At 60.0% G+C, this 22,390-nt stretch carries 22 protein-coding genes and 1 tRNA gene; 8 read left to right on the top strand and 15 right to left on the bottom strand.

The features are described from left to right. Window positions 1-80: 80 nt before the first annotated feature. A complete protein-coding gene (locus tag MHX65_RS04290) occupies window positions 81-584 on the top strand; it encodes a phage holin family protein (RefSeq protein ID WP_370657786.1) in 504 nt (167 codons plus the stop codon). 78 nt (window positions 585-662) lie between these two features. Continuing rightward, complete coding sequence (locus tag MHX65_RS04295; RefSeq protein ID WP_239268930.1) at window positions 663-1,571, top strand: alpha/beta fold hydrolase; 909 nt, start codon at window positions 663-665, stop codon at window positions 1,569-1,571. A 65-nt stretch (window positions 1,572-1,636) separates the two neighbouring features. Here the strand turns inward: MHX65_RS04295 and MHX65_RS04300 are convergent, their stop codons facing one another. From MHX65_RS04300 to nth, 4 genes are all read right to left on the bottom strand, one after another. Further along, window positions 1,637-2,833, bottom strand: coding sequence for a MarP family serine protease (locus tag MHX65_RS04300; RefSeq protein ID WP_239268932.1), 1,197 nt, complete (start codon window positions 2,831-2,833; stop codon window positions 1,637-1,639). Between the two features lie 62 nt (window positions 2,834-2,895). After that, window positions 2,896-3,597, bottom strand: a complete 702-nt coding sequence (locus MHX65_RS04305; protein WP_239268934.1) for an NUDIX hydrolase — start codon at window positions 3,595-3,597, stop codon at window positions 2,896-2,898. After that, a complete protein-coding gene (locus MHX65_RS04310) occupies window positions 3,594-4,190 on the bottom strand; it encodes a TlpA family protein disulfide reductase (protein ID WP_239268936.1) in 597 nt (198 codons plus the stop codon). Before MHX65_RS04310 ends, MHX65_RS04305 begins: the two co-directional genes overlap by 4 nt. Before the next feature lie 4 nt (window positions 4,191-4,194). Next, on the bottom strand, window positions 4,195-4,848 hold the full coding sequence (gene nth, locus MHX65_RS04315) for an endonuclease III (protein WP_239268938.1): 654 nt from the start codon (window positions 4,846-4,848) through the stop codon (window positions 4,195-4,197). 341 nt (window positions 4,849-5,189) lie between these two features. On the opposite strand from nth, the gene glxR reads away from it, so the two are divergent. Continuing rightward, window positions 5,190-5,873, top strand: a complete 684-nt coding sequence (gene glxR, locus MHX65_RS04320) for a CRP-like cAMP-activated global transcriptional regulator GlxR (protein WP_005276495.1) — start codon at window positions 5,190-5,192, stop codon at window positions 5,871-5,873. 88 nt (window positions 5,874-5,961) lie between these two features. Here the strand turns inward: glxR and MHX65_RS04325 are convergent, their stop codons facing one another. The 4 genes from MHX65_RS04325 to MHX65_RS04340 form a co-directional block, all read right to left on the bottom strand. Then, the gene (locus tag MHX65_RS04325) at window positions 5,962-6,777 is read right to left on the bottom strand and encodes an MBL fold metallo-hydrolase (protein WP_239268940.1); all 816 of its coding nucleotides are present in this window, start codon (window positions 6,775-6,777) and stop codon (window positions 5,962-5,964) included. 18 nt (window positions 6,778-6,795) lie between these two features. Continuing rightward, complete coding sequence (locus tag MHX65_RS04330) at window positions 6,796-7,254, bottom strand: RidA family protein (protein ID WP_239268942.1); 459 nt, start codon at window positions 7,252-7,254, stop codon at window positions 6,796-6,798. Beyond that, complete coding sequence (locus MHX65_RS04335) at window positions 7,255-7,413, bottom strand: DUF4177 domain-containing protein (protein ID WP_126318073.1); 159 nt, start codon at window positions 7,411-7,413, stop codon at window positions 7,255-7,257. 90 nt (window positions 7,414-7,503) lie between these two features. Continuing rightward, the gene (locus MHX65_RS04340) at window positions 7,504-7,827 is read right to left on the bottom strand and encodes a WhiB family transcriptional regulator (RefSeq protein WP_005276491.1); all 324 of its coding nucleotides are present in this window, start codon (window positions 7,825-7,827) and stop codon (window positions 7,504-7,506) included. 145 nt (window positions 7,828-7,972) lie between these two features. Here MHX65_RS04340 and MHX65_RS04345 point away from each other — a divergent pair, with 145 nt between their 5' ends. Further along, complete coding sequence (locus MHX65_RS04345; protein ID WP_239268944.1) at window positions 7,973-10,444, top strand: transglycosylase domain-containing protein; 2,472 nt, start codon at window positions 7,973-7,975, stop codon at window positions 10,442-10,444. Window positions 10,445-10,447: 3 nt separating this feature from the next. On the opposite strand, the gene MHX65_RS04350 is transcribed toward MHX65_RS04345, so the two are convergent. Further along, window positions 10,448-10,912 carry a GatB/YqeY domain-containing protein gene (locus tag MHX65_RS04350; RefSeq protein ID WP_005276488.1) on the bottom strand — a complete coding sequence of 155 codons (465 nt, stop codon included), beginning with the start codon at window positions 10,910-10,912 and terminating at the stop codon, window positions 10,448-10,450. 43 nt (window positions 10,913-10,955) lie between these two features. On the opposite strand from MHX65_RS04350, the gene MHX65_RS04355 reads away from it, so the two are divergent. Continuing rightward, on the top strand, window positions 10,956-11,843 hold the full coding sequence (locus MHX65_RS04355) for a metallophosphoesterase (protein WP_239268946.1): 888 nt from the start codon (window positions 10,956-10,958) through the stop codon (window positions 11,841-11,843). 68 nt (window positions 11,844-11,911) lie between these two features. Then, window positions 11,912-11,985 (top strand) — tRNA-Pro (locus MHX65_RS04360). Between the two features lie 68 nt (window positions 11,986-12,053). On the opposite strand, the gene MHX65_RS04365 is transcribed toward MHX65_RS04360, so the two are convergent. The 4 genes from MHX65_RS04365 to MHX65_RS04380 form a co-directional block, all read right to left on the bottom strand. Further along, complete coding sequence (locus tag MHX65_RS04365; protein ID WP_239268948.1) at window positions 12,054-13,418, bottom strand: CitMHS family transporter; 1,365 nt, start codon at window positions 13,416-13,418, stop codon at window positions 12,054-12,056. A gap of 350 nt (window positions 13,419-13,768) precedes the next feature. Beyond that, window positions 13,769-15,232, bottom strand: coding sequence for a hypothetical protein (locus tag MHX65_RS04370; protein WP_239268950.1), 1,464 nt, complete (start codon window positions 15,230-15,232; stop codon window positions 13,769-13,771). A 107-nt stretch (window positions 15,233-15,339) separates the two neighbouring features. Then, window positions 15,340-15,594 carry a hypothetical protein gene (locus tag MHX65_RS04375; RefSeq protein WP_239268952.1) on the bottom strand — a complete coding sequence of 85 codons (255 nt, stop codon included), beginning with the start codon at window positions 15,592-15,594 and terminating at the stop codon, window positions 15,340-15,342. A gap of 426 nt (window positions 15,595-16,020) precedes the next feature. Next, window positions 16,021-17,571: a catalase gene (locus MHX65_RS04380; protein WP_239268953.1), complete on the bottom strand. Its 1,551-nt coding sequence runs from the start codon at window positions 17,569-17,571 to the stop codon at window positions 16,021-16,023. A gap of 184 nt (window positions 17,572-17,755) precedes the next feature. Between MHX65_RS04380 and MHX65_RS04385 the strand changes: the two genes are divergently transcribed. Next, entirely contained in the window at window positions 17,756-18,298 is a 543-nt protein-coding gene (locus tag MHX65_RS04385) for an RNA polymerase sigma factor (protein WP_005276476.1), read from the top strand. Window positions 18,299-18,558: 260 nt separating this feature from the next. Then, entirely contained in the window at window positions 18,559-19,917 is a 1,359-nt protein-coding gene (locus MHX65_RS04390; RefSeq protein ID WP_239268955.1) for a YkvI family membrane protein, read from the top strand. A 91-nt stretch (window positions 19,918-20,008) separates the two neighbouring features. Here the strand turns inward: MHX65_RS04390 and MHX65_RS04395 are convergent, their stop codons facing one another. Together MHX65_RS04395 and MHX65_RS04400 are read right to left on the bottom strand one after the other, a co-directional pair. Then, complete coding sequence (locus MHX65_RS04395) at window positions 20,009-21,040, bottom strand: aspartate-semialdehyde dehydrogenase (RefSeq protein WP_239268957.1); 1,032 nt, start codon at window positions 21,038-21,040, stop codon at window positions 20,009-20,011. Between the two features lie 35 nt (window positions 21,041-21,075). Next, the gene (locus MHX65_RS04400; RefSeq protein WP_023016575.1) at window positions 21,076-22,341 is read right to left on the bottom strand and encodes an aspartate kinase; all 1,266 of its coding nucleotides are present in this window, start codon (window positions 22,339-22,341) and stop codon (window positions 21,076-21,078) included. Window positions 22,342-22,390: the final 49 nt, after the last annotated feature.

Below are 22,390 nucleotides of genomic sequence, written 5' to 3' on the forward strand. Positions count from 1 at the left end.
GCGCGGCACCATAAAACCGCGCTGTATCTATTATCATTGGGGCCGTTACAAGGTTTAGATGAAAACGAGGAGAATTAATCGTGAGCAACGATGGATTATTTACTGACGGCACCGATCAATTCGCACCAAAGGTTAATTCGATTCCTTTGAGCGATGTTGATGCATCGTCCTCCGAAACCTCCATCGGCAAGTTGGTCTCCAATGCCACCGAGCAGATGTCCCAGCTCGTGCGCTCTGAGGTAGAGCTGGCCAAGACGGAGCTAGCGCAGTCCGCAAAGAAGGGCGGCATCGGTGCCGGCTTCTTCGGCGCAGCGGGCACCATCGCACTGTACAGCTCTTTCTTCTTTTTCTTCTTCCTCGCTGAGCTCCTCGCCCTCTGGCTGGACCGCTGGGCAGCCTTCTTGATCGTCTTCCTCGTGATGATCGTGGCGGCCGGCGCCCTCGCCCTGCTCGGAGTCAAGAACGTCAAGAAGGTTAAGGCACCGCAGAAGACCATAGATTCCACCAAGGAACTCAAGAACCTCATTCCGGGCCAGGCGCAGAAATCGCTGGACCGGAAGGACACTCACGGCCTGTACACCTAAACCGCACGCACTATTAGATCCGCCTCAGCCTTTCCTGGGGCGGATTTTCTGTACACATAGAAAGGCGCCTTGCCCTCCATGGCTTTAGCACCACTTACCCCCTCCACGGTTGAGCTGGAAGGACCATTTGCGCACGAGTTTGTCCACACCCGGGGCATTCGCTTGCACGTAGCCATAGCGGGCGATAGCGCCGATCCTCTCGTCGTTTTTATTCACGGCGCTTTTGGCGGCTGGTTCGATTTTCAGGAGGTCATAGGGCCCCTCGCCCAGTGCGGGTACCACGTCGCCGCGGTAGATATGCGCGGCTTTGGCATGTCCGATAAGCCGCCCATCGATCCCGGCCAAGATATCCGCACCCTGGTCGGGGATCTGGATGGCCTCATCCAGGCATTGGGCCACGATGATGCCTATATCGTCGGCGCCGATACCGGTGGCGCGGTGGCGTGGTGCCTGGCCGCCGAGCGCCCCAATCGCGTGCGCGGCTTGGTTTCGGTCTCGGCCGCGCACCCGGTTGATATCCGCCGCGCCATCGCCGCCCGCCCCTGGGATTTTGGGTGGATGATCCTGCGTTCCCTCCTCTGCCACCTGCCCAAGGTCACCCGCGCGAATACCCTGCTGCTCAGCCCCCGGGCCTACCGCAAGGAGCTCAGTTTGGATACGGGGCCCGCGCTTGCCGATGCCACCTTAGAGTCCATCCTTGCCCTGCGCCTGCGCGCCTCCCAGATTGGCAAGGTGCGCCGCGGCATCCTGTGGAATCATCGGATGCGCACCGCCGTGGTGCCCTTGAACTGGTCCGAATTAAGCGTAAAACGCCCCGTCCTTTTCATCCACGCCCAGCAGCGCTTGTGGAACCCCGTCATCCAGCGGGCCTCCCTGCGCGCCCGCGCTGGTTTTAGCGCCACTTCGATTCCAGGGGCCAAGAACCTGCCCTTCCTCGAGGCCCCTGAACAGTTCGTCGACGAGCTGCGCCGCTGGCTCGACGCGTAGGGCGCGTAGGGCGGCGTGTGGGGCGCGTAGGGCGGATTGCCCTACGCGGATCTCTAGTACGAAAGCTAGTGCGCCACGCACTCGCCCGTTTCTACCGGGCGCTTCAATTGGGTGACATCCCCAATGTGGCCGATGACCTCGTCTGCGGTCAACGCGTATCCGGTCTCAGAATCATCCACTGAGGCACCGAAGATAACGCCCAAGACCTCACCCGCGGTATTGACCAAGGGGCCGCCAGAGTTGCCCTGTTGGATATTGCCGCGCACCGTATAGGAATCGCGCTCTACCCTGCCTTGGGAGTAGATATCTGGCCCGGCGATGGTGATGCGATCGCGCACGCGTGCCATTTCCGCATTAAAGGGGCCGGAGTGTGGGAAGCCCATGACCATGGCATCGTCGCCGGTCTGGGCCGGCTGCTGCGCCCACGGCAGGGGTTGGATGCCCAAATCCGGCGCGTGCAAGACGGCGATGTCGACCTCTGGGTTGTAGTAGACCACCGTGGCGTCTTTCAGCCCCAGCTTCGTATCCAACCTCACCGTTTGGGTGCCGGCCACCACGTGGGCATTGGTGACCACATAGTCATTGTCCACCACAAAACCGGAACCCATGAGGCGGCGGGAGCACTCTTCGGCATCGCCAAGCACGTGAATGATGGACGGGCGGATGCTGCGCACCAGCTCCGGATCCTGCACGTCTGGGGCGGGGTCCTCAACGTCCTTGCCGCTGATGGAATTTTCCCACGGCGAGACCAAGGGCGGAAGCCCCGATTCATTGAGCAACGCCGCCACGCCATTGGGAAGGGAAGCCAGGCGCGTCGGGGCGGCCGCGTTGAGGTTGCTCAGGATGCGGGAATCGCGCAGCCCCTGCCCCGCGGATCCGCCCAAATTGGTGGCCACGGGAATGGAAATCATCCAGATGACGATGAGCGCGATGAAGGACTGAAAGACCGCGCCGAATAGCGAATCTATCCGCTGGGTGGTGCGCGCCTTCATGCGATCGCGCATGCTGGTGCCCAAGGAGGAACCAATGATCTGCCCAATACCCACCAGCAAAACTAGGATGCCCACGAGCAGGAGCAGGCGCAGCGAAGGCTCCTCCACTGTGCGCAATACGCTGGGTGCTACGGCGATGCCCACCACGAGGCCCGCGCCCACGCCAATGGCGGAGAGCACCGCGGCGAGCGCGCCATTGCGCCAACCACTTAGCAATGCTGCTAATACGGCAAGCACGATCAGGCCGTCAACAACGAGCGCAGCAGTCATGGCTTTGGTTCTTTCTCGATCGAAATCTCGTGCGTCCTCCGGCACCTTAAGCGCGCGGGCAATTAGGACATCTTCTCATTATTGCGGGACTTTTTGAGGGTGTCACGCAGGTCTATGACCGAATTGTTATCCCACGGTACGCTCCACCCAGAATGCTCCAATAATGCTGACAGAACTCCGGCAGTAAAGCCCCAAATCACGTAGTCATTGGCATAAAACGCCGGGCCTTGCCACTGCTTAAATCCCACCAGCAGGCGGTTGCGGGGGTCAATGAGCTCCCCGAGCGGGACGAAGAACACATCATCGGTCTCCGCCGGGCTAGCGGGATAGACTTCGCCCGGCTGGTTCCAATGGGCCAGGATGGGGCTTACCGGATTCCCCGTGGCGCGAATGTGCAGCTGTTCCCACTGCTCTAAGGGCGTGACCGTGTGGCGCTGCAGATCGGTTTCCTCCCACGCCTCCCGCAGGGCGGTATCTACCAGCGAGGTATCGCCCGGATCCCGCCGGCCGCCAGGAAAGGCAATCTGACCGGAATGCGAGCGCAGGGACGGCGAGCGGTGCGTAAGCAAAATTTCGCCATCCTCCACACTGTTCCCGCTAAGCAGCATCAGCACCGCGGCTTCCCGCTTGGTTGGCACCTCTTCCTCTGAGCCATTGAGCTGCGATGCTTGCCGCTGCCCAATAAGTTCCTGCACCTGACTCGGATCGACGCCCAGCGCGGGTTTTATCCACTCGGGTGCGTACTCGGGCCATAATTCACTCATCCGGCGAGCGCCTCCTCAACCGTTTTTTCGATTTCGGCCGCCGAGGTAAACGGCTGGGCTGCCTGCTTAACCACTTCCCCATCGCGGAGAATCACGGTCACGGGAACCACGCCCGGCAGGCCCAGCGTGCCCGCGAAGCTATTATCCGGATCCTGGAAGCTCGGCAGGTCTACCCCCACGTCATTGAGGAACGCGGCCCCGTTGGCGGCGTTTTTATCCGCGTGCACCCCAACGACCTTCCAGTCAGGGTGGGACTTTGCCACCTCGTCCAGGTGGGGCAATTCCGCGCGGCACGGCTCGCACCACCACGCCCACACATTGGCGATGGTAATGCCTTCATCCGCCTTGTCCCCTTCGCGTGCATCATCGCCGCCCAAGCATTCCAGATCCACTCCGGCGATGGGCCCTGCGGGGCAATCTGGGCGTTCGGCCACGTCCTGGTCACCCGCCGAGCCCGATTCCGATCCCGCGCCAGGGGCCTGCGCCGAATCGCCCGTGCTGTTGTCATCCCCACGCAGCTGCATGACCCCCACCACCACGAGGGCTGCGATGACAATGGCCGCAATGACGGTGCCGAAGACGTATTTTTTCATACCGCTAGCTTAATGCAGCCGGGCACAGATCCCGCACCACACAATTCCCACACTCCGGGTTCCGGGCATGGCAGATCCGCCGGCCGTGAAAAATGACGCGGTGGGAAAACATCGTCCACTGTTCCTCTGCAATGAGCTTGGCGATGTCCCTTTCTATCTTCACCGGCGTCTTCTCCCCCGTCAGCTCCAGGCGCTGCATCAGGCGGCTAAAGTGTGTATCCACGGTAAGGCCCGGTACCCCGAAGGCATCGCCCAGCACCACCAGCGCCGTCTTGCGGCCCACCCCAGGCAGGGAGGTCAGTTCCTTTACGGTCTGTGGCACCTCGCCATCGAACTCAGAAACTAGGCGCTCGCCGATACCCATGAGATGCCCCGCCTTCGCCCGCTGAAACCCCAGCGGCCGCAGGATCGCCTCCAGATCCTCCCGGCTGGCTGCCGCAAAATCGGCCGCGGTGGGATAGGCGCGAAACAGCTCAGGGGTTACCGAGTTCACGCGCGCATCCGTGCACTGCGCGGAAAGCACCGTGGCCACCAAAAGCTGGAGGGGAGAATCGAAATCGAGCTCGCACCGCGCATCGGGGTGTTCGCTTGCCAATCGCTCGTTAATGATGGGCGCTCTCTTACTCGGGGCCGCGGTGGCCGACAGTGATGAACTCATGCCGCCAAGCTTAGTAGGATAGGAATACATGATTTCACTTGTTATTTTTGTACCGCTTGGCATCGCCCTTTTCGCCCTCCTCATGGAAAAATTGGAAGCAGTTGTCTTCGCCGATTAGCCGGAAACCCGCTGGCTGTAACGCTAGGGGCGTAAGTGAACCCATTTCTGTCGTGTGACCATTATGGGGACAGTGCCCAAAAGTGACTAACTGCACTGTAAAATGGGGTACGCTAAAAATTGACCCCGCTTGTTCCGCATTAGCGTGCCTCCCTGGAGCCCGCAAAAGGATGTGGCCCAAGCACTTTAGTGACTTTTCGCAGTCGACATCCAAGGAGTAAAACGTGGAAGGCGTACAGGACACCCTCTCCCGCGCCGGAATCTTCCAAGGCGTTGATCCCGTAGCAGTGCAGAATCTTCTCGAGCAGATGGAGACAGTGCGCTTCCCGCGCGGTACCACCATCTTCGATGAAGGCGAGCCCGGTGACCGTTTGTATATCATCACCTCCGGCAAGATTAAGCTGGCCCGCCACGCCCCGGATGGACGCGAAAACCTCCTGACCGTGATGGGCCCCTCCGATATGTTCGGTGAGCTCTCCATCTTCGATCCGGGCCCTCGCACCTCGTCTGCCGTCTGCGTGACCGAGGTCCAAGCCGCCACCATGAACTCCGAGCTGCTGGATAAGTGGGTCAGCGATCACCCCGCCATCGCCCAGCAGCTGCTGCGCGTGCTGGCCCGCCGCCTGCGCCGCACCAACGCCAACCTGGCGGACCTCATCTTCACCGACGTGCCTGGCCGCGTTGCCAAGACCCTGCTGCAGCTGGCTAACCGCTTCGGTGTCCAGGAAGGCAGCGCGCTGCGCGTCAACCACGATCTCACCCAGGAAGAGATTGCCCAGTTGGTGGGCGCTTCCCGCGAGACCGTCAACAAGGCCCTAGCCACCTTCGCCCACCGCGGCTGGATTCGCCTCGAGGGCAAGTCCGTGCTCATCGTCGATACCGAGCACCTCGCCCGCCGCGCGCGCTAAAGCCAAACAATTCCCTCCGTCCCCCGTGCATAAGCACTAGGGGTGGAGGGAATAAACGTTTTAAGCCGGCTGCCTGCCGCGCAGCGCGTTAGTTATCCGTACCGTCGAGGTACTTCAACGCGGTGCGCGTGGACTGCTCTGCGGCATGGCGCAGCACCGGATCCACATCGTCATACATTTCATTGACCAAGGTGGTCAGATCCACGTCATCGCCCAGCCGGGAGCGAATTTCCCGGATCTGGTCTAGGCGGTAGTGGCGGCGGTCAATGTACTTGCGCGCCACCTGCGAGGTATCTTCCAAATCCGGCCCGTGGCCTGGGAAGAGCGGAACATCCTTGCCGCGAGATTCCAGCACATCCAGGGTATGCAGGTAATCGGCCAAATCACCGTCCGTTTCTGAAAGCAAAACGGTGTGGCGCCCCGCGATGGTATCGCCGGTGATAATGCCTTCTAGCCGGGAATTTTCTACCTCACCGCTCCACACGAAGAAGGACGTGGAGTCCGCGGTGTGGCCCGGCGTGTGCAGGACCTCCAATTGCGGGGTGATGCCTTCCAAAGTCAGAATTTCACCATTCTGCAATGCCTCCGCGCCATTGCAATAGCTGGGATCGAAGGCGCGGATGGGCGCGCCGGTCATCTGCCGAAGCCGTTGCGCGCCCGAAGCGTGGTCATCGTGGCGGTGGGTAAGCAGAATTAAAGCCACCTCACCGGCATGGCGATGCACAACGTTGAGATGGCCTTCATCTTCCGGCCCCGGGTCTACGACGATCGACCGAGAGTCTTCAGCGGCACTGATAATCCAGGTATTCGTGCCCTCGAGGGCGGTATAGCTGGGATTATCACAAAGAACTACGCCAACGGATTGGCTTACGGGACGCAATTGACTGTATGCGGGGTGCTCCATGCCTACCAGCCTAACCGATCACTCAGCGATCTCTACGATCAATTCGATCTCCACCGGGGCATTCTTTGGCAAGGCAGCTACGCCGACTGCAGAACGCGCGTGCGTGCCAGCCTCGCCGAATACCTCCCCGATGAAATCCGATGCCCCGTTAACCACCGCGGGCTGGTCCTCGTAGCCAGGGTCCGAGGCCACAAAGCCAACGATCTTGATCACGCGGGAGATATTATCCAGTCCGATCTCCGCATCAACGGCCGCCAAGGCGTTGAGCACGGCGGTGCGGGCCTGGTCCTGGGCCTGCTCCGTGGTGACTTCAGCACCAACCTTGCCGGTCACCGGCAGGGAGCCTTCCACTAAGGGAAGCTGGCCAGAGGTCCATACCTGGTTGCCCACGCGCAGTGCGGGCACATAGGAAGCCAGCGGCTTAGCGACGCCCGGCAGCTCCACCCCTAGCTCTTTCAAGCGAGCGGAAAAGCTCATTTACTCTGCCACCTCGCGCTTGAAGTAGGCCACCACGTTCTCCGGGTTTGGGCCAGGGGTGATGGAGACCAATTCCCATCCGTCTTCGCCCCAAGAGTCAAGAATCTGCTTGGTGGCGTGGGTCAGTACTGGTGCGGTTGCGTATTCCCATTTAGTCATGGGGTTCATTCTAGCGATTTAATACGACTTATGCCGCCCCTATTTCGCAGCGCTGTCGCCGCTGCAAGGACAGTCACACCCCTGACCGCCTTAAATGCCGACGAGTTCGCCACCCTTAGCCAGGTAATTGGCCCAGTCCGTGATGTGGGGGTTCTTGCGCAGGAGCGCGCGGCGCTGGCGCTCGGTCAACCCGCCCCACACACCAAATTCCACGCGGTTATCAAGGGCGTCTGCACGGCATTCCGTTAATACGGGGCAGTGGCGGCAAATGACGGCGGCTTTGCGCTGTTCAGCGCCGCGCACGAATAATGCGTCTGGGTCCTCATTGCGGCACTTTGCTTGAGTGACCCACTCACCACGCTCGGGATTTCGGGCTGTATTGGACATCCCCGCAGTCTTCACTCGAACGGTCATGGGTGAGTGTTCTCCTTCCCAGACGGAATACTATGTACCGAGGCCTGAGTCTATTCACTAGAACGCGAGATTGTCTACGAGGTCACACTTTAGGGGGTGCAGGTCACCTTCCCCATTGCTAGGCAGACCACGTAGGGTATTGGGCGTGACTGTCTTCAAATCTTTGTCCAAGATAGCCCTGTCCACGGTCTTGGTAGCCGCGCTCATCGCGCTCGCGCTCGCCCCCTTTGCGGGCATTTCCGGCGTGGCGATCGCCCGCACCAACCAGACCATGCAATCAGACCTGCAAGACCTAACAGCGGGCAATATCCCTGGTGTTACCACGGTGCAGGATGCCTCGGGCAAAGATATGGCCTATGTCTATAGCCAACGCCGCCACCCCGTAGATGGTGACGAGATTTCGGATGCGATGAAAAACGCCATCGTCTCCATTGAAGACGAGCGCTTTTACGAGCACGGCGGCGTTGATCTCCAAGGCAATTTCCGCGCTCTGTGGACCAACCTGACCTCCGGCGGGGTATCTCAGGGCGCATCCACCATTGACCAGCAATACGTCAAGAACTACCTCCTGCTCGTCTCCGCACAAAACGATGAAGAACGGGCTGCTGCGACAGAGCAGTCCGCCACCCGCAAGCTGCGCGAAATGCGCATGGCAACGCAGATGAATGAGGAGTTGGATAAGCAGGAAATCCTCACCAATTACCTCAATCTGGTCTCCTTTGGTAACCATGCCTACGGTGTGGAAGCCGCCGCGCAGACCTACTTTGATAGCCACGCCGCGGACCTCACGGTGCCGCAGGCGGCGATGCTGGCGGGTATGGTGCAGTCTTCAGAGCGCCTCAACCCTTATACCAATGAGGAAGAGGTGCTTGACCGCCGCAACGTCGTGCTCCAATCCATGGTGGATAACGGCTATCTGGAGCAGGCGGATGCGGATGAGTATAAGGGGGAAGAATTGGGCGTCGGCAAGCAGCCCAATACCCTGGCCAATGGCTGCATCGGCGCAGATGATCGCGGTTTTTTCTGCGATTATGTGCTGCAGTACCTCGAGGAAAAGGGCATAGACCAAGACCAGCTCGCCCACGGTGGATATACCGTAAAGACCACGCTGGACCCGCAGGTGCAGGATACGGCGCTATCTGCGGTGCAGTCGCGTACCAACCCGGATGCCCAGGGCGTCGCTGAGGTGATGGACGTTATCGAACCGGGCACGTCGGACCGCAAGGTCCTGGCCATGGTCTCGTCCCGTGCGTACGGGCTGGACCAGGACAATAATGAAACCCTGCTGCCGCAGACCAACTCCTTGGTGGGCAATGGCGCGGGCTCGGTTTTTAAGGCCTTTACCGCCGCGGCCGCCCTCGAATCTGGCTACGGCATTAAGAATACGGTGGATGTGCCCACCCGCTACGAGGCCGAAGGCCTTGGCCACGGCGGCGCCGATAACTGCCCCGCCAACCGCTACTGTGTGGAAAACGCGGGCAATTATAAGGCCACGATGACGCTGCAAGAGGCCTTGGCCCACTCGCCCAATACGCCATTTATCAAGCTCACCGAGCAGGTTGGCGTGGCACCCATCGTAGATATGGCGGTGCGCCTTGGCCTGCGCTCCTATGACGAAAAGGGCACCTTTGATAAGGACACCTCCATCGCGCAGCGCACGAAGGACGCCAATTCCGGTTCCTTTACCTTGGGCCCCAACCCGGTAAATCCGCTGGAGCTATCCAATGTCGGCGCAACGATTGCCTCCAATGGCCGGTGGTGCGAGCCCAACCCCATTGACAAGGTCCTGGATAAGGACGGCAATGAGGTCTACCTCAAGGAGACCCCGTGTGAGCAGGCGGTAGACCAGGATGTGGCCCACGCCCTGGCCAATGCGCTATCTGAAGATGCCAAGCAGGGCACCGCTAAGGATGCCGCCCAGGCCGCTGGCTTTAGCTCCCCCATCGCCGCCAAGACCGGTACCACCGAGTCCAACCAGTCCTCGGCATTTTTGGGATTCAACGACGGGCTCGCCGCCGCTCCTTATATTTATAACGACGGCACCGATACCCAGCCTCTGTGTACCTCCCCCGTGCGCCAGTGCACCGGTGCTGGCAACCTCTTTGGTGGCTTAGAGCCCGCGCAGACATTTTTCACCATGGCATCGCAGCTACCGCAGGCTACTCAGAGCGGTCTGCCCAATTACAATAAGAAATACGATGACGGCACCACCGGGGATAAGTTGCTCGATAGCTTGCGCGGCAAAAACGAGTCACAGGCCCGCAGCACCCTTGAAGCCAAGGGCTATGTGGTAAAAACCTCCCGCGTCGTCGGCGGGGATGTCCCCTACGGCCGAGTGGTCCGCGCGATTACCGGGAAGGATGGCAAGAAGGACGGCGCCGAGATTACCCTGCAGCTTTCCGATGGCACCTCTGCCACCCAATCCCCCTCCAGCGGCGTGGGCAGTGCGAATACGACCGGCGCACAAAATAACACCGGCAGCGCGAACACTACCGGTGTGAGCAACTGGGGAGGAAATAACGGCGGCGGATTAAACCTCAGCCCAGAGGACTTTGGAATCCGCCAAGAAGATATCGATAACTTCCGCAACGATATCCGCAATCTCCTCGGCCGCTAAAGATTAGTTAAGCTGGCCTTTTACCTCTGCGGAAAGGCGCTTGCCGTCGGCCTGGCCGGCGGCTTTTGCATTGGCCACTTTCATGACCGCACCCATCTGCTTCATGGTGGGTGCTTCACCGTTTTCCTTTTCTACCTCAGCAATTGCTTCTTCTACCAATGCCTTAAGCTCCGCATCATCGAGCTGGCGCGGCTGGTAGGCCTCGAAGAAGGGGACATCGACAAGCTCAGCCTCTGCCAATTCCGGGCGGCCATTTTCTTCATAGACCTCCGCAGACTCGCGGCGCTTTTTAATCTCGCGCGCGATGACCTTGAGGATGTCTTCATCCTCCAGCTCATGGCGGGAGCCAGTGGTTTCCTCGGCCTGGATTGCCGCGAGCAGCGCGCGAATGGCGCTGGTGCGCTGCTTTTCCTTGGCCTTCATCGACGTTTTCAGATCTGCTCGGATAGTATCTTTTAGCTCGCTCATGCCTTTCAATATACGTCCATTTAAGGCAGGTAGTGTAGAAGCTGTGAAACTTCAACGGATTCTTGGCGGCGTCGCCGCAGGCCTAAGTGTTGCTGCTTGGGGCTTTAGCGAGCTCACGAAATTCGAGCTCAAGGAATATACTCTTCCGCTCCTTCCCAAGGGCACCCTGCGCGGCGAAGAAGAGTTCCGCCTGCTGCACATTTCTGACCTGCACATGATCCCGGGGCAACAGACCAAGATCGATTGGGTCTCCGCCCTCGATGCACTGGAGCCAGACCTCGTGGTCAATACTGGCGATAACCTCTCCGATAAGCAGGCCGTGCCCGATACCCTGCGCGCGCTCGGCCCGCTGCTCGCCCGACCCGGCGTGTTCGTGTTTGGCACCAATGATTATTGGGCGCCGCGCCCGGTCAACCCCTTTAAGTACCTGCTGGGCAAAAAGCGCGAACCCTCCTACGTTGACCTGCCTTGGCGCGGCATGCGCGCGGCCTTCGTGGAGCACGGCTGGTACGACGGCAACCAAGCCCGCCACGAGTTCAAGGTGGGCAATGTCCGCCTCGCCGTGGCCGGTGTGGACGATCCGCACCACGACTTGGATGATTATTCCGAAATCGCCGGCCCGCCCCACGAGGATGCCGATCTATCGCTCGCCCTGCTCCACGCCCCCGAGCCGCGAGTGCTCGAAAAATTCGCCGCCGATGGCTACCAGCTTTCCCTTTCCGGTCATACCCACGGTGGGCAAATTTGCCTACCTGGGTCGCGCGCCATCGTGACCAACTGCGGCATCGATCGCCCGCGCGCACAGGGCCTGCATGATTTCGGCCCTATGAAGATGCACGTCTCCAATGGCTTGGGCACGTCCAAATTCGCCCCAGTGCGTTTATTCTGCCGCCCCTCGGCCACCCTGCTGAGCATCACTGAGGCGGACTAGACCTGCCGTTTTGTCGATCTCATTCACCATGCGTTAAAGTATCTCAGTACTGCTTTTAAGCAGTAGACCGGGATATGGCGCAGGTTGGTAGCGCGCTTCGTTCGGGACGAAGAGGTCGCAGGTTCAAATCCTGTTATCCCGACAATAGCCCGCAGGAAACTGCGGGCTTTTTCCATGTCTGCAGGGCCCTTGGATTCCAGGGCCCGCGACTTAGGCCAGCATTCCGGTAAAGAATGCGATGGCGACGAGGATGATGGAAAATACCCATGCGACGGGGAAGGCTATCTTCAAGTACTTGCCCATCTGACCGTCCGCCAGTCCCAGCGCCAGCCACAGCGCCGGCGAAAATGGGGAGACGAAGGTTCCCACCACGTTGCCAATAATGAGGGCGCTCGCAGCGCCCATCCCGCTGACGCCGAAGGACTCCACCGTGCCCTGCACGATGGGCAGTACCGAGAAGTAATACGCATCCGTGGAGGTCAACAGGTCTAGCGGAACCCCAAAGAATCCCACGATGAGGTGCAAATACGGTGCCACTCCTTCTGGGAGAACATTCACCAGGCTCAGCGCGATTTCTTCTAGCATCTTGGTCTCATTGAGCACGCCCAAAAACATCGCGGCCGCGATGATCACTCCGGCCATGGACAAGGCGTTGGGGGCGTGACGCCGCAAGGCATCGCCCTGCTCCATCGCGCCGTCGAAGTTCACCACCAAGGCAATGGTGGTAGCAATGAGGAACGCGGGCGCCGGCGGCAGCAGGCCCGAAAGCAGGGCGGCGAGCACAGCCAAAGCGATGACGATATTCGCGATGGTAACCCACCGGGATTTCCGGTACCTAAACCCGAGTTTCTGCTGTTCCTCGGCCTGCTTGGCGGAAAAATCATCCGCCAACGAATTCACGTCCACAGAGATGGTGCCCTTAATCTCGCCGCTTTCCTGTAGCTTGGCCAAGCGGCGGTTTTCGCGCCAGCCCAACAGGGTGGCAGTAGCAAAGATGAGGACCACTGCCACACCCTGAATGGGCAATAAGTGCAGCCAAATATCGTTCGGGTCTTGCTCAACCACCGCACCGGCACGCCCCAGTGGCCCGCCCCACGGGACCATATTCATCACCGAAGCGGCTAGGGCCACGATGGTAATTAGGACATAGCGCGACATGTGCAGCGCCCGGTACAGCGGCAGCAATGCGGGAATCGTAATAAGGAAGGTCGTGGAACCCGATCCATCGAGGTGTGCCACGATGCCGATGGCGGCCGTGCCTATGGTCACGGCCATGACATTGCCGCGGGTCGCCTTGATGAGGCTGCGGATCACCGGGGTAAAAAGCCCCACATCCTGCAAAATGCCGAAGAAAATGATGGCGAAGATGAACATCACCACGACGTTGATGACAGAACTTAAGCCTTCACCAAAGAAATCCGCGATATCTTCTACGCCGAAACCGGTTATCACAGCGCCGATGACAGGCACCAGGGTCATGGGGATGATGGGATTAACGCGGCCGCGGATGAGGATGCCCACCGTCACAAAGATGATGGCCAGTCCCATCAGGGTCAGCCCCAGGGAGGTCTGCATTGCGCTCCTTCAAAAGTCACTGGCGCCCGCCTGGCGCACGCCATTAGCCAATGGACGTATAGCTAATGTTAAACACTGCTGTGTGGTAGCGCACATTCCTGCCGTGAGCCGCACATATCCCCCTGGGCCGACCTGGATAAATAGCTTTGGGCAAAACGGGAAACGACGCGGCGCCCCTACAGCACCGCGTCGCCCCTATTCCCTATCACTCACAACGGCGCAAGCCGTTCGCCTACCCCCTAAGTAGACGGTGTGAGCACTAGCAAGAATAACACTCCTCGCATTCCAACCATAGCGATGGCAAATATTGCCAGCTTCATACAAGCTTTTGCCTATTTAAGTACACAATTTCATACTTTAGCGCCTGTTTTTGGGTTCTTCCTGGCAGGCACGATCCATTTCACTGCACTCAGACCTACAAGAGTGATAGCGCCCAATACGGCAAGGCCGGTCCACAGCACCACTGCCTCACCATCGTTGCCCGCCACGGTGACAGCCGCCGTTGTCCAGTTGAGCGGCAAAAGGTTAGCTACTACCTGCCACACCTTGTCCACCCCGGCGATGGCCGCGGATTTCCACAGCCACCCCACCAATGCGGTCTGCCCAATGCCAAAGATCGCGGCGAGGATGGATCCTACGGTCATGCCACACAGTTCGAGCAGGCCACGCACGATAAGAGCGGAGGACAGGGCACCCAAGAACAGCGCCCCTCCGGCGGCCACCGCGGCGATGGGGGTAAGGCCGATGGACAAGACGAAGAGCAGGATCTCCCCGATAGCCACCGCTGCCAGCGATCCGCCGAGAACCATCAGCCACGGGCGGAATCCCAATTTCCACGCCACTCCGGCCGCGGATCCAGCCAGCAGGACGAGCGCGGAAATGAGCATGGCGATGACCGGGCTCAGCTGGCGCGCATCTTCCTCCGCGGCCACGTGCGCGGGAGGCAGGGCGCGCTGCACCGCGCCCAGGTTCGATTGGTTTTGTTCCGCCATGCCGGTGAGCTTGCCGGCGCCATCGTCAAGCTGGCCCACCCCATCGAGAGCCTCATCCACACGGCTATTGAGCTCCGCTATGGACTGGTTGAGCTGTTGCGCACCTGCCACGGCCTGGTTGATGCCATCGTGGTAGGCATAACCGCTTACCGCCAGCTGATTGGAGAGATCGCGCGAGCCATCCTTCAGCTTCTTCAGCTCCCCAGTCAGGGATTCATCGAGGCGGAAGTTTTCCACCTGCTTGCGCAAATCCCCCAGCTGGGAACGAACTTGTTTCGCTTCCTTGGAATCATTTCCTTTCAGGTCGCGCACCGTACCGTCGATGGCTTCTAGGATTTGGCCTTGGACGGCTCCCAGGCCCACGACCTGGTCAACGGCCCCTCCGACGGTATTGGCCAGTTCCGTCGCCCCACCGCCGAGGGTATTGGTCCCTGACTGCAACTGGTTAAGCCCCGACACCAGCTCTTGCGAACCACCGGCGAGCTTTTCGACGCCCTCGCCTAATTCCCCAGCACCCTTATCCAGCTCACTGGTGCCCTTGTTTAACCGATCCGCGCCAGATTTCAGGATGCTAGCCTGCGCTTGGGCGTGGCTGGCGGCCTCGGCGGCTTCCTTAAGCTCTGGCGAGGTCGAATTCGCCTGCGGCGCGCCATAAGGCTGCGCGGCGCTCGACCACGCATGCGCCGGTTCCCACTGCGACCAGGCCGCCACTGCGGTACCAACGATAAGCGGTACGGCGAGCAATACGAGCAGTAAGAGTGTGCGCCACCGCGAGGAACTCGCGGACGCGGTGGGCGCGGTCGAGGCAAGGCGTTTGGTCATGCTAGTAACCTATCGCTGCAGGTCATTCCCTTTCTGCAGGCGCGCCGATCCCCACGCATTACAAAGAGAATCTACTATTAAGACATGTCTAATCCTCTAAAACTCTCTCACTCCCGCGCCTTGGCGTGCGTAGCCGCGTTTCCGCTGTGCATGGCATTGGTCTCCTGCACCGATGATGCCGATAACTCTGGCGATTCCAGTGAGCCCCAGTTTTCTGATGCCGTGGCGCAATCCAGCTCCAGCTCCAGCACTACAAGTTCCACGGAGCAAACGGCGACTACGACGGACTCGCCCACAACCTCCCCGGTAGAAACGGTAGAAACTACTGCACAGCCACCTGCACCACAGGAGACAACAGTCACTACCACTACCACGCAGGCCAAAGGTGATTGTTCCCCAAGTACCTTCTCGTCTCTAGAGCCCGATATGGGCAAAATTGTGGTGTCGGATTGCGACGGGGAATGGGCTCATTTTGGCAAAGACAGTACAGATTGGACCGCTTGGGCACGTTTTAGCGATGGCGCATGGACAACTATTGAACCCATCGGTGAAACAAATAGTGGTTTGACCGCACCGTGCTATGACGTAGACAAATGGATCAATCAGGGCGCGCCGAGCTTTGTTGCAGACAATATGCGCCGCTGCGATTAATCCCGCCTAACGCACAAGCCGCCTTCGACCAATTACTCCACCCAACTCACAGCAGCTCACTGTGGGGTGAGGACGCAGGGATGGTCGAAGGCGGCTTTGCTTTACGCCTCTAAGAAGCAGTACACCGCAGTAGTGGGCTACTTCTTTTCAGCGAAGACCTCGCGCACGCGCTGACCCAAGTCCGGGTGGACGTTGGTCCAGTACTGGTACACGCGCTCTTCGGTTTCTTCGGACACGCCGGCCATCGCGTTGGTGATATTGGTGACCAAGCGCTCCTTGGCGGCATCGTCATAGACGTTTTCGTACAGGTCGCGTGCTTGGACGAAGTCATCGTCTTCCGCGTGGCGCACGTATGGCGCGCGGACCAAGTCCTGACCGTGGGGGTCTGGGTTCACGTAGAGGTCCGCCGCGGTGGTGGTCTCGAGGTCCTCGCGGTTGTTGACGGAGGCATCGTCAAGCACACCCGCGCCCTTCGCATGGCGGTTGGGCGAGTACACCGGATCCTCTGGAGCATTGTAGAAATACTGCATGGGACCCTCGTGCTCGTAGGTATTGACCTTCTCCGCATTGCGCGGCTGGTTGACCGGCAGCTGCTTGTAGTTCGGCCCGATGCGGTAGCGCTGCTGGTCAGCATAGGCAAAGACGCGAGCCTGCAGCATCTTATCCGGGGACAGGCCAACGCCCGGCACAATATTGGAGGGATCCAGCGCAACCTGCTCGATCTGGGCGAAGAAGTTGCGCGGGTTGCGGTTGAGCTCAAAATAGCCCACATCGTGCAGCGGGTAGTCCTTCTTGGACCAGACCTTGGTCAGATCGAAGGGGTTGAAGCGGTAGTCCTCTGCCTCCGCAAGCGGCATGATCTGCACCTTGACGTCCCAGATGGGGTAGTTGCCCTCTTCGATGGCATTGTAGAGGTCCGCGCGGTGGCTATCCGGGTTCTTACCGGCTTCCACGGTGGCCTCTTCATCGGTGAAGTTCTCTACGCCCTGGCGGGAGATGAAGTGGTACTTCACCCAGAAGGCCTCGCCATCTTCGTTGACCCACTGGAAGGTGTGGGAACCGTAGCCGTTTTGGTGACGGGTGGTCTTCGGGGTGCCGCGGTCACCCATCAGATAGGTCACCTGGTGGGCGGATTCAGGGTTGCGGGTCCAGAAATCCCACTGCATATCGGCATCGCGCAGGCCGTTGGAGCCCAGGCGCTTTTGGGAGTGGATGAAGTCTGGAAACTTCATGCCATCGCGCAGGAAGAATACCGGGGTGTTATTGCCCACGATGTCGAAGTTGCCGTCTTCGGTGTAGAAGCGCAGGGCAAAGCCGTGCACGTCGCGCCAGGTATCCGGGGATCCCTGCTCGCCGGCGACGGTGGAAAAGCGGCCCATCATCGGGGTGACGGTGCCCTTCTGGAAGACCTTGGCCTTGGTGTAGGCGGACACGTCTTCGGTGATGTGCAGCTCACCGTAGGCGCCGTGGCCCTTGGCGTGCGGGGTACGCTCGGGCACGCGCTCGCGGTTGAAGTGGGCGAGCTTTTCAATGAGGTGAATATCGTTGAGCGCAACCGGGCCCTGGGGGCCGGCGGTCACGGATGTGTTCTCGGACGGCACGGGCTGGCCGGACGGGCGGGTCGTGGTGCCCTTACCTGCGGGACGCTGTCCCTTGTTCAGGATGTCATCAGCAGTGGAATCAGTCATGGTATGTCTTTGCCTCCTGGCAATCAGTCGATAATTTGGGGTCAATTATCAATCACGGACAACCCATAGCTTACTACGTATAACGGCACTGCGCTACCTTTTTCCGCACATATGCCGCTTGCCGATGCCCCAGTCACCGCAACCTTGGATAAGAAATGCAGGAGCTACTGGTAGATTCATTCAGGTGACACACCACTCCGCAGCAGACGACGCCCGCGTCACCGAGCTCGCCCTCCGGGCTGGGCGCGGCGACCGAGCAGCGCTTACGGAGTTCATCAAGGCCACGCAGGATGACGTATGGCGCCTGCTCGCCCACCTGGGCGGCCCCGAAATCGCCGACGATCTCACCCAAGAGACCTACCTGCGCGTCATCGGCGCCTTGCCGCGCTTTGCCGCCCGCTCTTCCGCGCGCACCTGGCTGCTCTCGCTGGCCCGGCGCGTGTGGGTGGATAATATCCGCCACGATATGGCCCGGCCCCGCAAGTCCGCCACGCAATACGAGGACGCCATGAGCTCCGCCGCGGAAAACTCCGGTTCCTGGAGCGATTGGATTGATGCCCGTGCGCTTATCGATGCCCTGCCCGCCGACCGCCGCGAAGCCCTCATCCTCACCCAGGTGCTGGGCTATACCTATGAGGAAGCAGCCAAGATCGCCGGGGTACGTGTTGGCACCATCCGCTCCCGCGTGGCGCGCGCCCGCAAGGACCTCATTGAGGGCGCAAATTAATACCCCCGAATGTTCGAGCGCCTAGACGCATACTTTCGCCACAATACTTATCAACGTGCAGGTACTTGGGGCAGCGCAGCGGGCGCATGCGGACCCTGGGCGGGGTAGAAAAATACTAAAGTGACGCGATTTCAGCTGTGAAGTCACGGGTGAAATGTGATTCTATTAGATACACACACGTGATAAATCGACCGTCGATCCGGGCCCGCGCGTTCCCAAAGCCGGGCCCGGCGAGTGTGAGTAAGAGAGTTTCTCCCCTCATGATTAAACGCGCAATCGGAATCTCCATGGCGTTTATTGGCATCGTTGTGGGCGCAGGCTTTGCTTCGGGCCAAGAAGCCATGCAGTACTTCGTAGCTTTCGGCGAGTGGGGCCTGTGGGGCATCGCCCTCGCCGCCGGCCTCATGATGGTCACCGGCGTGTCCATCCTGCAGCTGGGCTCCTATTTCCAAGCCGTGGAGCACACCGCTGTCTATAACAAGATCGCTTCACCAGTCACCGCCAAGATCTTGGACTGGTCCACGCTTATTACGCTGTTTTCCATCGGTTTCGTCATGTTCGCCGGTGGTGGCTCCAATATCAACCAGCAATTCCCCAGCATCCCCGTGTGGGTCGGCGGCACCGTCATGCTGATCCTCGTGCTGCTGGTGGGTCTTATGGACGTGGACCGCGTTACCCGCGTCATCGGTACCATCACCCCGTTCATCATCGTCTTCGTGGCGTTGGCCACCGGCTACACCATCCTCACGGCCGATGTGGACTTCGCGTCCCTGAATACCTGGGCCATCGATAACGTCAATACCTCGCTGCCTAACTGGTGGCTTTCTGCCCTGAACTACACCGGCCTGAACGTCATGACGGCCGTGTCCATGTCCATCGTCATCGGCGGTAACTTCCTGGATAACCGCGCCGTGGGCATCGGCGGCCTCATCGGTGGTTTCCTTTACCTCATCTTGCTTGCCCTGCTCGTCTTCGCCCTCTTCTTCGAGGCCAAGGACGTCAACGGCGAGGACATGCCGGTGTTGAAGCTGATTACCGGCATCCACCCAGTTCTCGGCATCTTGATGACCTTCGTCATCTACGGCATGGTCTTTAACACGGCCATCGGTATGTTCTACGCCCTGGGCAAGCGCCTGACCCGCAATAATCCACAGCGCTTCTACCCCGTCTATGCAGCATCCTGCATCATCGGCTTCATCCTGTCCTTCATCGGCTTCCAGTCCCTGGTCAGCAACGTCTACCCCATCCTGGGTTACCTCGGCCTGCTGATGATTGTCGTGATGGTTTATAACCGCATTAAAAACCGCGGCATGCTTGCCGATGAATCCGATCGCCGCATGCGCGCCCACGATCTCGTCGCCCGCAAGCTGGACCCGCGCGAGCGCTTTACCAAGAAGAACGAGCGCGAGCTGCGCATGCTAGCCGCGGCCTCTAATATGCACACGCAAGAATTCATCGATCACCTCGCCGAGGATATCCACGAGGAGCTCGAAGAGGACGATGAACTCGACTACGACCGTTCAGAGCCCGCGCCTTCCGTCACCTACGTCCAGCACACGAAGCCGGAAGTACCTTCCGTTGATAGTGACTTGGACTTTGGCAAGAAAGACGAAGACTAAGGTTTAAGCGCCACTAAACGCAATTCGGCTCCTCGCTTCCCATTACAGGAAGGAGGAGCCGAATTTTTATGCGCCGGGCAAAGCTTTGCGGCTATACCAACAGTTCTGCGATCTGAATGGTATTAAGCGCAGCGCCCTTGCGCAGGTTATCGCCGGAGACGACGAGCACAAGGCCCTTATTGTCATCTACCGTCTGGTCCTGGCGGATGCGCCCGACCAAGGAATCGTCCTTGCCGGCGGCGGCGAGGGGGGTGGGGACATCGGCAAGCGTCACGCCTGGGGCATCGCTTAGAAGCTCGGTGGCCTGCTCGGGGGTGATGGGCTTGTCGAACTCCGCGTGGATGGTCAGGGTGTGGCCGGTGAAGACGGGAATGCGCACGCAGGTGCCGGCGACCTTGAGGTCCGACATGCCGAGAATCTTGCGGGATTCATTGCGCAGCTTCTGCTCTTCGTTGGTCTCATTGCTGCCATCATCGACGAGGTTGCCGGCAAAGGGCAGTGCGTTATAGGCGATGGGCGCAACGAAGGGACCCAGGTCCTCATCATCGAGCGCAGAACCATCGTGGACCAGATCCACGTTGTGATCACCCACGCTGTAAACCTGCGCGGCCAGCGTCTGTACGCCCGCCAGGCCGGATCCGGATACCGCCTGGTAGGACGATACGTGCAGCTTGTTAAGCCCGGCGGCATCGTGCAGGACCTTGAGCACCGGCATGGCGGCCATGGTAGTGCAGTTCGGGTTGGCGATGATGCCCTTCGGCGGGTTCTTCGCCTCCTCGGGGTTTACCTCCGATACCACGAGCGGGACCTCCGGGTCCTTGCGGTAGGCCGAAGAATTATCCACCACGGTAGCGCCCGCGGCGGCAAAGACCGGGGCCCACTTCTCAGAGGTGGACCCGCCCGCGGAAAATACCGCGATATCGACATCGGCCACGGATTCTTCGGTGACCTCGGCCAAGTCCTCTACTTCGATCTGCTCGCCGCGGAATTCCAGCTCGGTTCCGGCGGAGCGGGCGGAGGCGAAAAAGCGCACCTTATCCGCCGGGAAATTGCGTTCTTCCAAAATGGAGCGCATCACACGGCCGACCTGGCCGGTAGCGCCGACGACTGCAACGGTAGTCATTGTCTTCCTTTTTTATTGCTCTGTAGTGCTCTGATTTAGCGTCCGGTTCCAGCATAGACGGTGGCTTCTTCCTCGCCGCCGAGCTGGAATTTATCGTGCAGGGCGCGCGCCGCCTTCTCTAGGTCTGCCTCGCGCGTCAGCATGGAGATGCGGATTTCGGAGGTGGAAATAAGCTCCATGTTCACTCCCACATCGCGCAGGGCCTCGGTAAAGTCCGCCGTCACGCCGGGGTGGGACTTCATGCCGGCGCCGACGAGGGAGACCTTGCCCACCTGGTCATCGTAAAGCACATTGGACCAGCCGCCCTCAGACTGCAGCTTGCTCAATAGCTCCATCGCGCGGGGGCCATCGGCGCGCGGGCAGGTGAAGGTGATGTCGGTGGTGCCGTCCTCCAAGGAGGAGACGTTTTGCAGCACCATGTCAATATTGATCTCCGCATCGGCGATGACGCGGAATAGCTTCGCGGCCTCGCCCGGGCGATCTGGGATGCCCAGCACGGTTACCTTCGCCTCGGATTTATCAGTTGCTACACCAGTAAGTACTGCTTCTTCCACGGGGATATCCTCCATCGAGCCGGTCACCAACGTGCCGGGGTCATTTGAATAAGACGAGCGAACTCGCAACGGAACATTGAAAGCGCGGGCGTATTCCACGCTGCGCAGGACCAGAATCTTGGACCCTACGGCGGCCATTTCCAGCATCTCTTCAAAAGAGAGCTTTTCTAGCTTTTGCGCATCCGGAACGATGCGCGGATCGGCGGTATAGACGCCATCGACATCGGAGTAAATCTCGCACACATCCGCCTTCAGCGCCGCAGCCAGGGCGACCGCGGTGGTATCGGACCCGCCGCGACCCAGGGTGGTCACATCGCGCGAGTCCTTATTCACGCCCTGGAATCCGGCGACGATGCAGATCTGTCCATCCTCTAGGGCCTCGGTCAGGCGGCCGGGGGTTACGTCAACGATGCGCGCATTGCCGTGGCGCTCGGTGGTGAGCACGCCCGCCTGGGAGCCGGTAAAGGATTGGGCCTTCGCGCCCAGGGACTCCACCGCCATGGCCACTAGCGCATTGGAGATGCGCTCGCCGGCGGTAAGGAGCATATCCATTTCGCGCTGCGGGGGAACGGGATTGACTTGCGCTGCAAGGTCGAGAAGCTCATCGGTGGTATCCCCCATTGCGGAGCACACCACGACGACATCATTGCCCTGCTTTTTAGTGGCCACAATCCGCTCCGCTACCGCGCGGATGCGATCTGCGGATTCGAGGGAGGAGCCGCCGTATTTTTGAACGATCAGGGCCACGGTGTGGTTGCCACCTTTCGTTTTAAAAGGCACTCCTGAGCGCAGGCAC

The sequence above is a fragment of the Corynebacterium sp. ACRPS genome, from assembly GCF_022346005.1.
GTDB lineage: Bacteria > Actinomycetota > Actinomycetes > Mycobacteriales > Mycobacteriaceae > Corynebacterium.

Coding starts and splice junctions, on each gene's coding strand:
- MHX65_RS04395 (WP_239268957.1), bottom strand. CDS start 21,040: ATGACTACCGTTGCAGTCGTCGGCGCTACCGGCCAGGTCGGCCGTGTG.
- nth (WP_239268938.1), bottom strand. CDS start 4,848: ATGAGTTCATCACTGTCGGCCACCGCGGCCCCGAGTAAGAGAGCGCCC.
- MHX65_RS04325 (WP_239268940.1), bottom strand. CDS start 6,777: ATGGAGCACCCCGCATACAGTCAATTGCGTCCCGTAAGCCAATCCGTT.
- MHX65_RS04300 (WP_239268932.1), bottom strand. CDS start 2,833: ATGACTGCTGCGCTCGTTGTTGACGGCCTGATCGTGCTTGCCGTATTA.
- MHX65_RS04380 (WP_239268953.1), bottom strand. CDS start 17,571: ATGACTGATTCCACTGCTGATGACATCCTGAACAAGGGACAGCGTCCC.
- MHX65_RS04310 (WP_239268936.1), bottom strand. CDS start 4,190: ATGAAAAAATACGTCTTCGGCACCGTCATTGCGGCCATTGTCATCGCA.
- MHX65_RS04295 (WP_239268930.1), top strand. CDS start 663: ATGGCTTTAGCACCACTTACCCCCTCCACGGTTGAGCTGGAAGGACCA.
- MHX65_RS04340 (WP_005276491.1), bottom strand. CDS start 7,827: ATGACCGTTCGAGTGAAGACTGCGGGGATGTCCAATACAGCCCGAAAT.
- MHX65_RS04370 (WP_239268950.1), bottom strand. CDS start 15,232: ATGACCAAACGCCTTGCCTCGACCGCGCCCACCGCGTCCGCGAGTTCC.
- MHX65_RS04365 (WP_239268948.1), bottom strand. CDS start 13,418: ATGCAGACCTCCCTGGGGCTGACCCTGATGGGACTGGCCATCATCTTT.
- MHX65_RS04350 (WP_005276488.1), bottom strand. CDS start 10,912: ATGAGCGAGCTAAAAGATACTATCCGAGCAGATCTGAAAACGTCGATG.
- MHX65_RS04330 (WP_239268942.1), bottom strand. CDS start 7,254: ATGAGCTTTTCCGCTCGCTTGAAAGAGCTAGGGGTGGAGCTGCCGGGC.
- MHX65_RS04390 (WP_239268955.1), top strand. CDS start 18,559: ATGATTAAACGCGCAATCGGAATCTCCATGGCGTTTATTGGCATCGTT.
- MHX65_RS04335 (WP_126318073.1), bottom strand. CDS start 7,413: ATGACTAAATGGGAATACGCAACCGCACCAGTACTGACCCACGCCACC.
- MHX65_RS04305 (WP_239268934.1), bottom strand. CDS start 3,597: ATGAGTGAATTATGGCCCGAGTACGCACCCGAGTGGATAAAACCCGCG.